General features: G+C 73.9%; 12 protein-coding genes and 1 rRNA gene. 4 read left to right on the forward strand and 9 right to left on the reverse strand.

The window, feature by feature from the left end:
* The 3 genes from pgsA to E4P41_RS18820 form a co-directional block, all read right to left on the reverse strand.
* A partial coding sequence (gene pgsA, locus E4P41_RS18810; RefSeq protein ID WP_135142773.1) for a CDP-diacylglycerol--glycerol-3-phosphate 3-phosphatidyltransferase occupies positions 1-702 on the reverse strand: 702 nt, incomplete at its 3' end.
* Complete coding sequence (locus E4P41_RS22800; protein ID WP_135142774.1) at positions 699-2,141, reverse strand: MiaB/RimO family radical SAM methylthiotransferase; 1,443 nt, start codon at positions 2,139-2,141, stop codon at positions 699-701. The genes pgsA and E4P41_RS22800, both read right to left, overlap by 4 nt.
* A gap of 214 nt (positions 2,142-2,355) precedes the next feature.
* Positions 2,356-4,887 (reverse strand): DNA translocase FtsK, encoded by a 2,532-nt coding sequence (locus E4P41_RS18820; protein WP_135142775.1) that lies wholly within the window; start codon positions 4,885-4,887, stop codon positions 2,356-2,358.
* Positions 4,888-4,961: 74 nt separating this feature from the next.
* Here E4P41_RS18820 and E4P41_RS18825 point away from each other — a divergent pair, with 74 nt between their 5' ends.
* The gene (locus E4P41_RS18825) at positions 4,962-6,932 is read left to right on the forward strand and encodes a S9 family peptidase (protein WP_135142776.1); all 1,971 of its coding nucleotides are present in this window, start codon (positions 4,962-4,964) and stop codon (positions 6,930-6,932) included.
* Between the two features lie 27 nt (positions 6,933-6,959).
* On the opposite strand, the gene E4P41_RS18830 is transcribed toward E4P41_RS18825, so the two are convergent.
* From E4P41_RS18830 to E4P41_RS18845, 4 genes are read right to left on the reverse strand one after another with little or no spacing between them, the layout of a single operon-like run.
* Positions 6,960-8,660 carry a ribonuclease J gene (locus E4P41_RS18830; RefSeq protein ID WP_135142777.1) on the reverse strand — a complete coding sequence of 567 codons (1,701 nt, stop codon included), beginning with the start codon at positions 8,658-8,660 and terminating at the stop codon, positions 6,960-6,962.
* A gap of 10 nt (positions 8,661-8,670) precedes the next feature.
* Positions 8,671-9,567: a 4-hydroxy-tetrahydrodipicolinate synthase gene (dapA, locus tag E4P41_RS18835; protein WP_209307801.1), complete on the reverse strand. Its 897-nt coding sequence runs from the start codon at positions 9,565-9,567 to the stop codon at positions 8,671-8,673.
* Positions 9,568-9,576: 9 nt separating this feature from the next.
* Complete coding sequence (locus tag E4P41_RS18840) at positions 9,577-10,107, reverse strand: dihydrofolate reductase (protein ID WP_135142779.1); 531 nt, start codon at positions 10,105-10,107, stop codon at positions 9,577-9,579.
* Between the two features lie 4 nt (positions 10,108-10,111).
* The gene (locus tag E4P41_RS18845) at positions 10,112-10,930 is read right to left on the reverse strand and encodes a thymidylate synthase (RefSeq protein ID WP_167761176.1); all 819 of its coding nucleotides are present in this window, start codon (positions 10,928-10,930) and stop codon (positions 10,112-10,114) included.
* Positions 10,931-11,019: 89 nt separating this feature from the next.
* Between E4P41_RS18845 and E4P41_RS18850 the strand changes: the two genes are divergently transcribed.
* Positions 11,020-11,427: a YkvA family protein gene (locus E4P41_RS18850; RefSeq protein WP_135142780.1), complete on the forward strand. Its 408-nt coding sequence runs from the start codon at positions 11,020-11,022 to the stop codon at positions 11,425-11,427.
* Positions 11,428-11,434: 7 nt separating this feature from the next.
* On the opposite strand, the gene E4P41_RS18855 is transcribed toward E4P41_RS18850, so the two are convergent.
* Positions 11,435-12,646 (reverse strand): crosslink repair DNA glycosylase YcaQ family protein, encoded by a 1,212-nt coding sequence (locus tag E4P41_RS18855; RefSeq protein WP_135142781.1) that lies wholly within the window; start codon positions 12,644-12,646, stop codon positions 11,435-11,437.
* Positions 12,647-12,761: 115 nt separating this feature from the next.
* On the opposite strand from E4P41_RS18855, the gene E4P41_RS18860 reads away from it, so the two are divergent.
* Both E4P41_RS18860 and E4P41_RS18865 read left to right on the forward strand, forming a co-directional pair.
* A complete protein-coding gene (locus E4P41_RS18860; RefSeq protein WP_245177478.1) occupies positions 12,762-13,310 on the forward strand; it encodes a GNAT family N-acetyltransferase in 549 nt (182 codons plus the stop codon).
* Positions 13,307-13,972 (forward strand): DUF2461 domain-containing protein, encoded by a 666-nt coding sequence (locus E4P41_RS18865; RefSeq protein WP_135142783.1) that lies wholly within the window; start codon positions 13,307-13,309, stop codon positions 13,970-13,972. The genes E4P41_RS18860 and E4P41_RS18865 overlap by 4 nt, the downstream gene beginning before the upstream one ends.
* Positions 13,973-14,069: 97 nt before the next feature.
* Here E4P41_RS18865 and rrf read toward each other — a convergent pair.
* Positions 14,070-14,186, reverse strand: a 5S ribosomal RNA gene (gene rrf, locus E4P41_RS18870).

Raw genomic sequence — 14,186 nt, forward strand, 5'->3', positions numbered from 1 at the left:
GGCCTGGACGGCGTCCCACAGGGCGTCGACCCCGGCAGCGGTGCGCAGGTCGGCCCGGAAGCCGGACACGGCGGTGCCGGAGCTGCGCAGCTTGGCCGCGGCGCGCGTCGCGCGGACGCTGGTGCGCCGCAACGTCAGAGCGCGGTACACGTAGTCCAGGCCGGTCACCACGGTCAGCACCAGGGCCGCGGCCATCACCCACCAGCGGGCGCTGGCGAGCAGCCCCTCGAGGGGGAGGATGTAGAGCCCGATCGCCAGCGCCTGGACGACGGTCTTGGCCTTGCCGCCCCGGCTGGCCGCGATCACCCCGTGGCGGAGCACCCAGAAGCGCAGCAGCGTCACGCCGACCTCGCGGACGAGGATGGTCAGCGTCACCCACCAGGACAGCAGCGCCAGCACGGAGAGTCCGATGAGGGCGGTGCCGGTCAGCGCCTTGTCCGCGATCGGGTCGGCGAGCTTGCCGAACTCGGTCACCTGGCCGGTGCGCCGGGCGATCATCCCGTCGTAGCGGTCGGTGATGATCGCCAGCGCGAAGAACAGGGTCGCCCAGTAGCGCCGCTCGTCGTCCATCCCACCGGCGCCGAGCAGCAGGGCGGCGAACACCGGCACCACGGCCAGCCGCAGCAGGGTCAGCGCGTTGGGCAGGTTGACCACCCGCGCCGACTGGGGCGGCGTCGCGGCCGGGTCCGCCGGAGAGCTCATGCGCGCACCGCGGGCACCAACACCGTGGCCACCAGGTCGACCCCCTCGGTGCCGACGACCTCTGCGGGGACCAGCTGGCCGGCGACCGCCCCGCCGGGGACCCCGGTGACCGTCGTCGTCCCGTCGGCCTCGGGATCCTGGTGGGCCGCGTGACCTATCCAGCGCCCGGCCTCCGCTGCCTCGGCGCCCTCCTCGGCGGACAGGTCCTCGGTGAGCAGCACCTCGACCCGCTCGCCGAGGCGGTCCTCGGCGCGCTGCGCGGTGAGCTCCTCGACCAGGTCGGTGATGCGCCGGACGCGGGCGTCGATCTCGGTCCGGTCCAGCTTGCCGGGCAGCCCGATCGCCTCGGTGCCCTCCTCGTCGGAGTAGCCGAACACCCCGACGGCGTCGAGCCGGCCCTCGGCGAGGAAGCGCTCCAGCTCGGCGACGTCGTCCTCGGTCTCCCCGGGGAAGCCGAGGATGACGTTGGTGCGGAAGCCGGCGTCCGGCGCCAGCGCGCGGGCCCGGTCGATGAGCCCGAGGAAGTCGTCGGTGCCGCCGAACCGGCGCATCCGGCGCAGCAGCGCCGGCGAGGAGTGCTGGAAGGACAGGTCGAAGTAGGGAGCCACCCCCTCCGTCGAGGCGATGACCTCCAGCAGGCCCGGCCGCAGCTCGGCCGGCTGCAGGTAGGCCGCCCGCACCCGGGCGATGCCCTCGACCGCGGCCAGCTGCGGCAGCAGCCGCTCCAGCAGGCGCAGGTCGCCGAGGTCCTTGCCGTAGGAGGTGGAGTTCTCGCTGACCAGGACGAGTTCGGTGACCCCCTGGGAGGCCAACCACTGCGCCTCGCCGAGCACCTCGGCCGGCGGACGCGAGACGAACGAGCCGCGGAAGGCGGGGATGGCGCAGAAGGCGCACCGGCGGTCGCAGCCGGAGGCGAGCTTGAGCGCGGCCGACGGACCCGAGGCCAGCCGGCGTCGCTGCAGCCACCCGTGGCCCGGGATGGCCGGGGCATCGACAGCGGCGACGGCCGCGGTGCGGTCCACCGGGCTGATCGGGAGGAGCGTGCGCCGGTCGCGGGGGTCGTGCGGGACCAGCGGGCGGCCGGTCAGGACGTCGTCGAGCCGGTCCCCGATCGCCGCGTAGTCGTCGAAACCGAGGACGGTCGCCTCGGGCAGCGCCCCGGCCAGCTCGGAGCCGTACCGCTCGGCCATGCAGCCGACGGCGACCACCCGGGCGCCGGAGTCGGTGGCGGCCAGGATGGCGTCGACGGAATCCTTCTTGGCCGACTCGATGAAGCCGCAGGTGTTCACCAGGACGGCGTCGGCGCCCTCGGCATCCTCGACCAACCGGTAGCCACCGGCAGCCAGCCGACCGGCCAGCTCCTCCGAGTCCACCTCGTTGCGGGCGCACCCGAGGGTCACCACCGCCACCGTGCGGGCAGGGTCGGTCGGAGCTGTCACCGGTCCATCCTAGGCGCCGGGCAGCCACCGACCGGCGGACCTGGTGCGGCGGCCACCCTTCAGGGTCCCGCCGGCCCCGTCCCGGGTCCCGCCCCGAGCCTGTAATGGAAATCGGCGATTCCCATCGTTCGAGGCGGCCCGCAGGGGCCATGGATCCTGTGAGGGGTGGGGAGGACGGGGTCCTTCGACGAGGCGTGGGAGAAGGGTGGTCCTTCTACTCCCCGCCGCGCAGCGTGAACATCACCGACTCGAGCTCGTCCGGCTTGACCAGCACGTCACGGGCCTTGGAACCCTCGGACGGGCCGACGATCCCGCGGCTCTCCATGAGGTCCATCAGCCGGCCGGCCTTGGCGAAGCCCACCCGCAGCTTGCGCTGCAGCATCGACGTCGAGCCGAATTGGCTGGTGACGACCAGCTCGACGGCCTGGACCAGCAGCTCCAGGTCCCCGCCGATGTCCTCGTCGATCTCCTTCTTCTCGCCCTCGGCCGCGCTGAAGACCTCCTCGCGGTACTCGGGCTCGGCCTGCCGCTTGGTGAAGTCGACGACCGCCTCGATCTCGGCGTCGGAGACGAACGCGCCCTGCACGCGCATCGGCTTGCCCTGGCCGATCGGCATGAACAGCGCGTCACCCATGCCGATGAGCTTCTCGGCGCCGGGCTGGTCGAGGATCACCCGGCTGTCGGTGAGGCTCGAGGTGGAGAAGGCCAGCCGAGAGGGCACGTTGGCCTTGATCAGGCCGGTGACGACGTCGACGGACGGCCGCTGGGTGGCCAGCACCAGGTGGATGCCCGCTGCACGCGCCTTCTGGGTGATCCGGACGATCGACTCCTCGACGTCGCGCGGCGCGACCATCATCAGGTCGGCCAGCTCGTCGACGATGGCCAGGATGTACGGGTAGGGCCGGTACACCCGCTCGCTGCCCGGCGGCGCCACGATCTCGCCGCGCTCCACCTTGCGATTGAAGTCGTCGATGTGCCGCACGCCGGTGGCCCGCATGTCCTGGTAGCGCTGCTCCATCTCCTCGACCAGCCAGGCCAGCGCGGTGGCCGCCTTCTTCGGGTCGGTGATGATCGGCGTGATCAGGTGCGGGATGCCGTCGTACGGGGTCAGCTCGACCATCTTCGGATCGATGAGGATCATGCGCAGCTGGTCGGGCGTGGCGCGCAGCAGCAGCGAGGTCAGCAGCGAGTTGACGCAGCTGGACTTGCCGGCACCGGTGGCACCGGCGACCAGCAGGTGCGGCATCTTCGCCAGGTTGGCCGTGACGTAGCGGCCCTCGATGTCCTTGCCCAGCCCGACCACCATCGGGTGCGGGTCCTGCTTGGCCGTCGGCGAATTCATGACGTCGCCGAGGCTGACCGTCTCCCGGTCGACGTTGGGTACCTCGATACCGACGGCGGACTTGCCCGGGATGGGGGCGAGGATCCGGATGTTGTCGTTGGCGACGGCGTAGGCGATGTTCTTGGTCAGCGCGGTGATCTTCTCGACCTTGACTGCGGGGCCCAGCTCGACCTCGTAGCGGGTGACCGTGGGTCCGCGCGTCATGTCCTTGACGTAGGCGTCGATGTTGAACTGCTCGAGGACGCCGGAGATCGCCTCGATCGCCGCGTCGTTCGCCTGTGATCGGGCCTTCGGCGCAGAACCGGCCCGCAACAGCCTGACCGACGGCAACGTGTACTGCCCTTCGACCGGCTCGATGCGCAGCTGCTCGGGCTCGGTGATCGGCTCGAGCTCCGCCGGCTGCACGGTGCGGTCGACCACCGGCGGGCGGCGGGTGGGCACCGGTTCGGGCGCTGGCTCTACACACACCGCCTCGGGCGCCTCGTCGAGCGCGGCGTGGTCGATCGCCGGCACGGTCTCCACCGGACCGGTGTCGAGGAGGTCCTCCGACAGCGACCGGCGGCGGGCGCGGCGCGGCGCCGGGGGCTCGGCCGGCTCCTCCTCGTCGTCCTCCCAGTCCTCGTCGTAAGCGTCCTCGTCGCCGTGCGCCTGTCCCAGCAGCCGGTCGCCGAGCTCGCGCAGCCGCTCCGGGATCTGGTGTACCGGCGTCGCCGTCAGCACGAGCAGGCCGAAGAACGCCAGCAGGACCAGCAGGACGACGGCGACGACGGTGCCCACGCCGGCGACCAGCGGCGTCGCCGCGGCCCAGCCGACCAGCCCACCCGACCCCGGTTCGTCCCCGGCGAGGTCGGCGCCCGTCCCGACGACCTGGGCGATGCCCAGCACGGCCACCACCGCGCAGAGCCAGCCGATCGCCAGCCGGCCGCGGGCCTCGGGCCGGGGTCCGCGGCGGAGCAGCCGCAGCGCCGCGAGGAAGAGCACGACCGGGAGCACCATGACCAGCGACCCGACGACCCAGCGCACGGCCTGAGCGAAGCCCGCGCCGACCGGTCCGATGCCGTTGCTCCAGGCCGCCGCGCCGAGGACGACGGCGAGGCCGAGCACGGCCAGGCCGACGCCGTCGCGACGGTGCTCGGGTGCGAGCGGTTCGGCCTCCGCCGGGCGGGCGACCGAGCGGGCGAGGCCGCCGGCTGCGCGGGCCAGCAGCGACCAGCCGCCGCTGACGACGCTCCACAGGCCGGGGCCGGAGCTCTTCGCCGCGGGCTTGCGAGCGGCGGGCTTGCGGCCGCCGGCGGCAGGTCGCTTCGCGGGCGGGCGCTTCCGGGACGCGGTCGACCCGGAGCCGGAGCGGCCGCGCGCGGACGACCGGCCCGAGGGTCGGGTCGTCGTCGTGCGAGCAGGCATGTGTCGACGGTAGTCGCCCGGGCTTCCCGCCGACGGCAGGCGCGGCCTCGTGTCCGCCACCTACGGTCGGGGCCATGCCCGCACGCCGCACCCTCCCCTACGGGAGCTGGCCCACCCCCGTCACCTCGGAACTCGTCGTCCGGGCCGCCGCTCGGCTCGAGGATCTGGCCGTGGACGGCGGCGCCGTCTGGTGGTCGGAGTCGCGACCCGGCGAGGGCGGCCGTTCCGCACTGGTGCGGCGTGCGGACGACGGCACGACCGCCGACGTCCTGGCCGAACCGTGGAACGCGCGCACGCGGGTGCACGAGTACGGCGGCGGCGCCTGGGCCGTGTCCGGCGGCGTCCTGTGGTTCGTGCACTTCCCGGACCAGCGGCTGTACCGGCTCGACCCCGGCGCCGACCGGCCGGTCGCGGTGACCCCCGAACCGGACCTGCCGGCCGGGGTCCGGTACGCCGACCTCATCCCGGCCGGGGACGGCGGGCTGCTCGCCGTCCGCGAGACGCACACGGCGAGCGGGGCGGCCGCCGACGTGACCAACGAGGTCGTGCGCATCGGCGCGGACGGCGAGGTGGAGGTCCTGGTCGGCGAGCCGGACTTCGTCTCCGATCCGCGTCCCTCCCCCGACGGCCGGCATCTCGCCTGGCTGCAGTGGCAGCACCCCGACATGCCGTGGGACGCCGCCGCGCTCGTCGTTCGCGGTCCGGACGGCGGCGAGGCGGTCGTCGCCGGCGGCCGCTCCCCCGGCGGCACGGCGGAGTCCGTGGTGCAGCCGACATGGGACGCCGACGGCGCGCTGTGGTTCTGCGCCGACCGCACCGACGTCTGGGCGCTGTACCGGTGGCGGCCGGGCGGCGAGGTGGAGGCGGTGCTCGACGTCGGCGCCGACATCGCCGGCCCGCAGTGGCGCTTCGGCGCCCGGCGCTTCGCGCCGCTCGGGGACGGCCGCGTCGTCCTCGCGTTCCCCCGGGACGGCGCCGACCGGCTGGCGGTGCGGGAGACCGACGGCACGGTCCGCGAGCTCGACCTGCCGTACACGGCGTTCCGCTCGGTGACCGCGGCGGGCCGGTCGGTGGTGTGCGTGGCGGGCAGCCCGGCGAGCGAGCCGGTCGTGCTCCGGGTCGCGGCGGACGACGGCGCCGCGGAGCTGCTGCGGCCGGCACGCGACCTGGGCGTGGACGCGGCCTGGTTCTCCCGGCCCGAGCACGTCACCTTCCCGACCGCGGAGCGCGGCACCGGCATCGGCGAGGCGCACGCGCTGGTCTACCCGCCGACCAACCCGGAGGCGACCGCCCCGGAGGGCGCCCTCCCGCCGCTGCTGGTCGTCGTGCACGGCGGGCCGACGGCCGCGGCGACCCCGGTCCTGAACCTCGAGGTGCAGTACTGGACCTCCCGCGGCTTCTGCGTGGCCGACGTCGACTACCGGGGCTCGACGGGCTACGGACGGCGGTACCGCGAGGCGCTGCGCGGGGCCTGGGGCGTGGTCGACCTCGACGACGTCGTCGCCTGCGCGCAGTCCCTGGCCGACGCGGGCCGGGTGGATCGCGCCCGGATGGCGATCCGCGGCGGCTCGGCCGGCGGGTACACGACGCTCGCGGCGCTCTGCCTGCGGCCCGGTGTCTTCTCCGCCGGCGCCAGTCACTACGGGGTGGCCGACCTCGCCGCCCTGGCCGCCGACACGCACAAGTTCGAGTCCCGCTACCTGGACTTCCTCGTCGCGCCGTGGCCCGAGGGCGCCGACGTCTACGCCGAGCGGTCGCCGATCGCGCACGTCGACGCGTTCGACACCCCGCTGGCGGTCTTCCAGGGCGCGGAGGACCGGGTGGTGCCGCCCGAGCAGGCCGAGGCGATCGTCGCCGCGCTGCGCGAGAAGGGAGTGCCGCACGCCTACCTGCTCTTCCCCGGCGAGCAGCACGGGTTCCGGCGGGCGGAGAACATCCGCGCGGCGCTGGACGGCGAGCTGTCGTTCTACGCCCAGGTGTGGGGCTTCGCGCTGCCCGAGGAGGAGGGCATTGCGCCGATCGAGGTCAGCGGAGTCGCTCGGTGACGCTTTCCGTCACCGAGCGACTCCGCATCAGACCTCGAGGACGGTGGGGATGATCATCGGACGGCGGCGGTAGGTGTCGGACACCCACTTGCCGATCGTCCGGCGGATCACCTGGGAGAGCCGGTGCGGGTCGGTCACGCCGTCGGCCAGCGTGCGGCGCAGGTTCTCCTCGACCAGCTGCAGCGCCGGGTCGAAGACGGCGGGGTCGTCGGCGAAGCCGCGGGCGGAGAGGTGCACCGGCCGCACGATCGTGCCGGTGGAGGGCTCGATCACCACGGTGAGCGCGACGAATCCCTCGTCGCCGAGGATCCGCCGCTCCTGCAGCGACTCCTCCCCCACGTCGCCGACGTTGAGCCCGTCGACGTAGACGTCCCCGACCGGCACCGAGCCGGTGATCGTCGCCTTGCCGTCCACCAGGTCGACGACGACGCCGTTCTCCGCCAGCAGCACCCGGTCGGCGGGCAGGCCCGTCTGCTCGGCCAACGCCGCGTGCGCCCGCAGGTGCCGCCACTCACCGTGCACCGGCATCAGGTGCCGCGGCTTGGCGACGTTGAGCAGGGTGCGCAGCTCGCCGGCGGGCGCATGCCCGGAGACGTGCACCATCGCCGTCTCCTTGTGGATCACGGTCGCGCCGAGCCGGGCGAGCCCGTTGATGACCTTGTAGACGGCGGTCTCGTTGCCCGGCACCAGCGAGGAGGCCAGCACGATGGTGTCCCCGGCCTCGATGGTCACCTGGTGGTGGTCGCCGCGGGCCATCCGGCCGAGGGCCGACAGCGGCTCGCCCTGCGAGCCGGTGCTCACCAGGACGACCTGCTCGGGCGGCATGCTCGTGGCCTCGTCGAGGCCCACCATGAGCCCCGGGGCCACCCGGAGCAGGCCCAGGTCACGGGCCACACCCATGTTGCGGACCATCGACCGGCCGACGAAGGCGACCTTGCGCCCGTGCGTCTCCGCGGCGTCGAGGACCTGCTGGATGCGGTGCACGTGGCTGGCGAAGCTGGAGACGATCAACCGCTGCGTCGCGCGGGCGAAGACGTCCTCGAGCACCGGGCCGATGGACCGCTCCGAGGTGACGAAGCCGGGCACCTCGGCGTTGGTCGAGTCGGCCAGTAGCAGGTCGATGCCCTCCAGCCCGAGCCGGGCGAACGCGCCCAGGTCGGTGAGGACGCCGTCGAGCGGCAGCTGGTCCATCTTGAAGTCGCCCGTGTGCACCAGGAGTCCGGCCGGCGTGTGGACGGCGACGGCCAGCGCGTCGGGGATCGAGTGGTTGACCGAGATGAACTCGCAGTGGAACGGGCCGGCGACGTGGTCGTCCCCGGCCGCCACCTCCAGCACCACCGGATCGATCCGGTGCTCGCGCAGCTTGGCCTTGACCAGGGCGAGGGTGAACCGCGACCCGACCAGCGGGAGGTCGCCGCGCAGGCGCAGCAGGTAGGGCAGCGCGCCGATGTGGTCCTCGTGCCCGTGGGTGAGGACGACGGCCACGACGTCCCCGAGCCGGTGCTCGATGACCCCGAAGTCCGGCAGGATCAGGTCGACGCCGGGCTGCTCGGCCTCCGGGAAGAGCACGCCGCAGTCGATGACGAGCAGCTTCCCGTCGAACTCGACGACGGCCATGTTGCGACCGATCTCGCCGAGCCCGCCCAGAGCCATGACCCGCAGGCCGCCGGCCGGCAGCGGCGGCGGGGCCTGCAGGTCCAGGTGGGGCTGGGTGGCCGGGGTCGTCACAGGGTCGCGCTCACAGGTGGATGCCTCCGTCGGCGAGATCGGCGCGCAGTTGCGCGAGCTGTTCGGGGGTGGCGTCGACCAGCGGCGGGCGCACCGGCCCGGCCGGCAGGCCGAGCTCGCGCAGCGCCGCCTTGGTCAGGATGACGCCCTGGGTGCGGAAGAGGCCGGTGCAGACCGGCAGCAGGCTCTCGTTGACCGCCCGGGCCTTGACCAGGTCGCCGGACTCGACAGCGCTGATCAGCTCGGCCAGCCGCGGGCCGACGAGGTGCCCGGCGACGCTCACGACGCCGACCGCGCCGACCGCGAGCAGCGGCAGGTTCAGCACGTCGTCGCCGCTGTAGTAGGCGAGGTCGGTGCGGGCCAGGGTCTGCATCACCGCGCCGAGGTCCGCCTTGGCGTCCTTCACCGCGACGATGCGCGGGTGCTCGGCCAGCCGGGCAAGGGTGTCCACCTCGATGGGGACGACCGAGCGCGGCGGGATGTCGTAGAGCATGACCGGTAGGTCGGTGGCGTCGGCCACGGCGGTGAAGTGGCGCAGCAGCCCGGCCTGCGGCGGCTTGTTGTAGTAGGGCGTCACGACGAGCAGGCCGTGGGCGCCCAGCCGCTCGGCCCGCCGGGCGTTGTCGATGGAGTGCGCGGTGTCGTTGGTGCCGACGCCGGCCACCACGATCGCCCGGTCCCCCACGGCGTCCACCACCGCCTCGAGGACGGCGGACTGCTCCCCGTCACTCAGCGTCGGCGCCTCGCCGGTCGTCCCGAGCACGACCAGGCCGTCGTGCGCCTGCCGGTCCACCAGGTGCGCGGCCAGTTCCTGGGCCCCGGCCAGGTCGATCGAGCCGTCCTCGGCGAAAGGGGTCACCATCGCCGTGAGCACACGCCCGAACGGCCGGGCGGGGTCGCTGGTCATGCCCAGAATCTACCGACCGGCCCCGGGAGACACGGCGGCGTCGGTCGCTGCACGCGCGTACTCCGACACCGTGTACCGCAGTCCGGTGGCCGAGACCGACCAGCCCGCCTCCGGGGCGCGCGACGCCCGCACCCAGCTCCCGCCCAGCTCGGGGGCCCAGGTGTCCCCCTCGACGGCGGTGTCGACGTCGGTGATCACCACCCGGTCGGCGTGCGGGAGGAAGGCGGCGTAGACCCGGCCACCACCGATCGCCCACAGGTCAGCGTCGTCCGCCCGGGCCAGCACCTCGTCGACCCCACCGGCCGGCTCGGCGCCGTCGGCGATCCACGACCGGTCGGTGGTGAGGACGACGTTGCGCCGTCCGGGCAGCGGGCGGAACCGCCCGGGCAGGGACTCCCAGGTGCGCCGGCCCATGACCACGGTGGCACCCATGGTGAGGTCGCGGAACAGGCGGAGGTCCTCGGGCAGGTGCCACGGCAGGCGGCCGTCGGCGCCGATCACCCCGCCCCGGGCCTGGGCCCAGACCAGCCCGACGGGCACGCGGTCAGACCGCCACGGCGGCGCGGATCGCCGGGTGGTGGCGGTAGTCGCGCAGCGTGAAGTGCTCGTAGGTGTAGTCGAACAGTGACGGCGCCGGGGCGAGGTCGAGGACCGGGAAGGGCAGCACCTCGCGGGAGAGCTGCTCGCGGACCTGGTCGACGTGGTTGCTGTAGACGTGGCAGTCGCCGCCCACCCAGATGAAGTCGCCGGCGGCCAGGCCCACCTGGTCGGCGACCATGCGGGTGAGCAGCGCGTAGCTGGCGATGTTGAACGGGACGCCGAGGAACATGTCGGCGCTGCGCTGGTAGAGCTGGCAGGACAGCCGCCCGTCGGCGACGTGGAACTGGAAGAGCGCATGGCACGGTGCGAGCGCCATCTCCGGCAGCGCGGCCACGTTCCAGGCCGAGACGACCATGCGCCGCGAGTCCGGGTCGGTGCGCAGCGTCTCCAGGACGCCGGAGATCTGGTCGACGTGGTCACCGTCCGGTGTCGGCCAGGACCGCCACTGGACGCCGTAGACCGGGCCCAGCTCACCCTCCGGGGAAGCCCACTCGTCCCAGATGGTGACCTTGTTGCCCTGCAGCCAGCGCACGTTGCTGTCGCCGCGGAGGAACCACAGCAGCTCGTAGGCGATCGACCGGAAGTGCACCGACTTCGTCGTGATCAGCGGGAACCGCTCGGACAGGTCGTAGCGGAGCCGCTCCCCGAAGAGGCTGACGGTGCCCGTCCCCGTCCGGTCCTCCTTGGGTGTGCCGTGCTCGAGCACGCGGCGCAGCAGGTCCTCGTACTGGGTGTCGATCGGGCCGTCGGTTCCGCTTCCCACGCGCCCGAGACTACGGGCGGGTGCCGACACCGGGCCGCGACACCGGTCACCCACCGATCGCTCCCGTCCTCCCGGTCAGACTCGTCAGCGTGGACTGGTGGGGTGGGCTCGTCGCGGTCGCCGGCGGGCTCCTCCTGCTGTGGGGGGTGCTGCTCCTGCTGCTGTGGCGGGCGCGGCCGCCGGACCTGACCGTGCGTGAGGCGCTGCGACTGCTGCCCGACCTCGTCCGCCTGGTGCGCCGGCTGGCCGCCGACCGGGCCCTGCCGCGGGGCGTGCGGGCGCGGCTGTGGCTGCTCCTGGGCTACCTGCTCCTTCCCGTGGACCTCGTGCCCGACATCGTCCCGGTGCTCGGCTACGCCGACGACGTGGTCGTGGTGGCGCTGGCGCTACGGTCGGTGGTGCGCGCGGCCGGCGCGCCGGCACTGCAGCGCGCCTGGCCGGGCAGGCCCGCGGGCCTCGCCGTCGTCCGGCGGCTGGCCGGCCTGGGCGAGACCTGAGGTCCGCTCAGCGGACGACGGCGGCCAACTCGGGGGCGAGGTCGCCGCGCTCCTCCACGACCACGGCCTCCAGGAGCATCCAGCCGGCCATGAGCGCCAGCTCGTCGGCGAGGGCACTGGCCACCTCGGCGCGGTCCACGCCGGGCTCGGCGAACGCCGACTGGACCCGCAGCACGCCGGCCTGCCGGTCGGCCTTGAGGTCGACGCGGGCGACCAGCCGGTCACCGAGCAGGAACGGCAGCACGTAGTAGCCGTGCACCCGCTGGGCGGCCGGCGTGTAGATCTCCAGCCGGTAGCGGAAGCCGAAGATGCGCTCGACCCGTGGCCGCTCCCACACCAGCGAGTCGAACGGGCTCAACAGGGCCCGTGTCCGGATCCAGCGGGGACGGCGGGCCTCGGGGTGCAGCCACGCGGGGGCGCCCCAGCCGTCCACCGCTACCGGGAGGAGCTCGCCGGACTCGACGAGTTCGGCGACCGCCGCCCGGGCCGCCGGGGGCCGCAGCCGGAAGTAGTCCCGGAGGTCCCGCTCGGTGGCCACGCCCAAGGCACGGGCGGCGGTGCGCACCAGTTCGCGGACGGCGTCGGCGGGCTCCGGGGTGGGTGCCTGCAGGACGGCGGCCGGCAGCACCCGTTCGGTCAGGTCGTACACCCGCTCGAAGCCCGCCGTCCGGCCGCGGGTGGTGATCACGCCGCTGTAGAACAGCCACTCCAGCGCGACCTTGCCCGCGTGCCAGTTCCACATGCTCCCGGGCCGGTCGGGCCGCGGCTCGGCGAGGTCGCTGGCCTTGAGCGGGCCGGCCTCCCGCACCCGCTCGAGGACCTCCCTGACGTAACCCGGCCGCTCGCGCTGGATGCGGACCATCGACCCCCAGGCGTGCTCCTCGGCGGCGGCCATCCGCCACCGCAGGTAGGGGTGCAGCCGCACGGGGAGCAGCGACGCCTCGTGGGCCCAGTACTCGAACAGCTCGCGGCGGCGGCCGGCGAGGTCGTCGAGGGCCTCCCGGGGGTAGCTGCCGAGCCGGCTGAACGCGGGCAGGTAGTGCGAGCGGGAGAGCACGTTCACCGAGTCGATCTGCAGCACGGCGAGCCGGGACGCCATCCGGCGCAGCTGGCGGGTGTCGACGGCGCCCGCGGGCCGCGGATCGGTGAACCCCTGGGCGGCGAGGGCGATGCGGCGGGCCAGGGCGGCCGGCAGCCGGTCGATGACGGGTGCTCCCACGGGCGCCGATCCTGCCTCGGGGCTCCGACGGGTCGCGGGAGGGACCCGAGGGCGGCCTACGCTGCCCTGCGTGCAGCCCCCCTCGCCGTTCCCCCGCCGGTCGGGGACAGCGGACGTGTCGGTGCGTCCCGCCCGGCCAGTCGACGCCAGAGCGATCGCCCGCGTGCAGGCGGTGACCTGGCGGACGGCGTACCGGAGCGTGCTGCCGCTCGAGGTGCTCGACAGCTGGGGCGAGACGACGGCCGCGGATGCCTGGCGGGTGGCGGTCGAGGCACCGCCCACCCCGGGGCACGGCGTGCTCGTCGCCGTCGAGCAGGACACGGTGGTCGGCTTCGCCGCCTACGGCCCGCCGGAGCTGGCCGACGGCGAGCGCCCGCACCCGGCCGGCCCCAGCACCGAGGTCGCTCCGCTGCTGGTCGAGCCGCGGTGGGGACGGCGCGGCCACGGCAGCCGACTACTCGCCGCCGTCGCCGACCTGGCCCGCGGTACCGGGGCTGCGCGGCTGCAGGTGTGGCTGCCGGAACAGGACACCGTGTCCGCCGACTTCTTCGAGTCGGCGGGCTGGGCCCGCGACGGGTGGGTGCGCACACTGGACACCGGCGGGACTCCGTTGCGCGAGGTCCGCTGGCACACCCTGCTCGAGGAGACGGACGAAACTCGATGAGGTTCGAGGGGTTTCCCGACGAGGGGCTGGTCTTCTACGAGGGGCTGGAGGCGGACAACAGCAAGACGTACTGGACCCGCCACCGGGCGACCTACGACTCCGCGGTCCGGGCGCCGATGCAGGCACTGCTGGCCGAACTGGAGCCGAAGGTCGGCACTGCCAAGCTCTTCCGCCCCTACCGGGACGTCCGCTTCAGCCACGACAAGACGCCGTACAAGACACACCAGGGAGCCGTTCTCCACCCGGACGGCCGCGGCGCCGGGGCCTGGTACGTGCAGGTGTCCGCCGGCGGACTGATGGTGGCCGGCGGCTGCTGGCGGCTGGAGTCCGACCAGGTGGCCCGCTACCGCCGTGCGGTCGCCGACGACGTCCAGGGACCACGCCTGCAGACGGAGGTCGACCGGCTCGCAGCGGCCGGGTGGTCGATCGACGGTGACCGGCTGGTGCGCCTCCCGTCCGGGTTCGGCGCGGACAGTCCCCGCGGGGACCTGTTGCGGCACAGATCCCTGCACGCGACACGGCGGTGGGAGCCCGCCGACTGGTTGCACGACCGGCGCGCCCTGGAGGAGGTCCGCACCTCCTGGCACGACCTGACGGCACTCAACGCCTGGTTCGCCGACAACGTCGGGGCGACGACGAAGGAGTCCCGCGCCCGCCGTTGAGCCGGCCACGCCCCGTCGGCCGCCGACGGCGGCGGATCTGTCCTGGACCTGCATGAAGGGCCCTCACCGGGTGGTGAGGGCCCTTCATGGAATGGTTGTCCGGCGGCGTCCTACTCTCCCACCCCGTCTCCGGGGCAGTACCATCGGCGCTGAGAGGCTTAGCTTCCGGGTTCGGAATGGGTCCGGGCGTTTCCCTCTCGCCATGGCCGCCGTA

It is taken from the genome of Geodermatophilus sp. DF01-2 (genome assembly GCF_004571065.1).
In the GTDB taxonomy this organism is placed as follows: Bacteria; Actinomycetota; Actinomycetes; order Mycobacteriales; family Geodermatophilaceae; genus Geodermatophilus.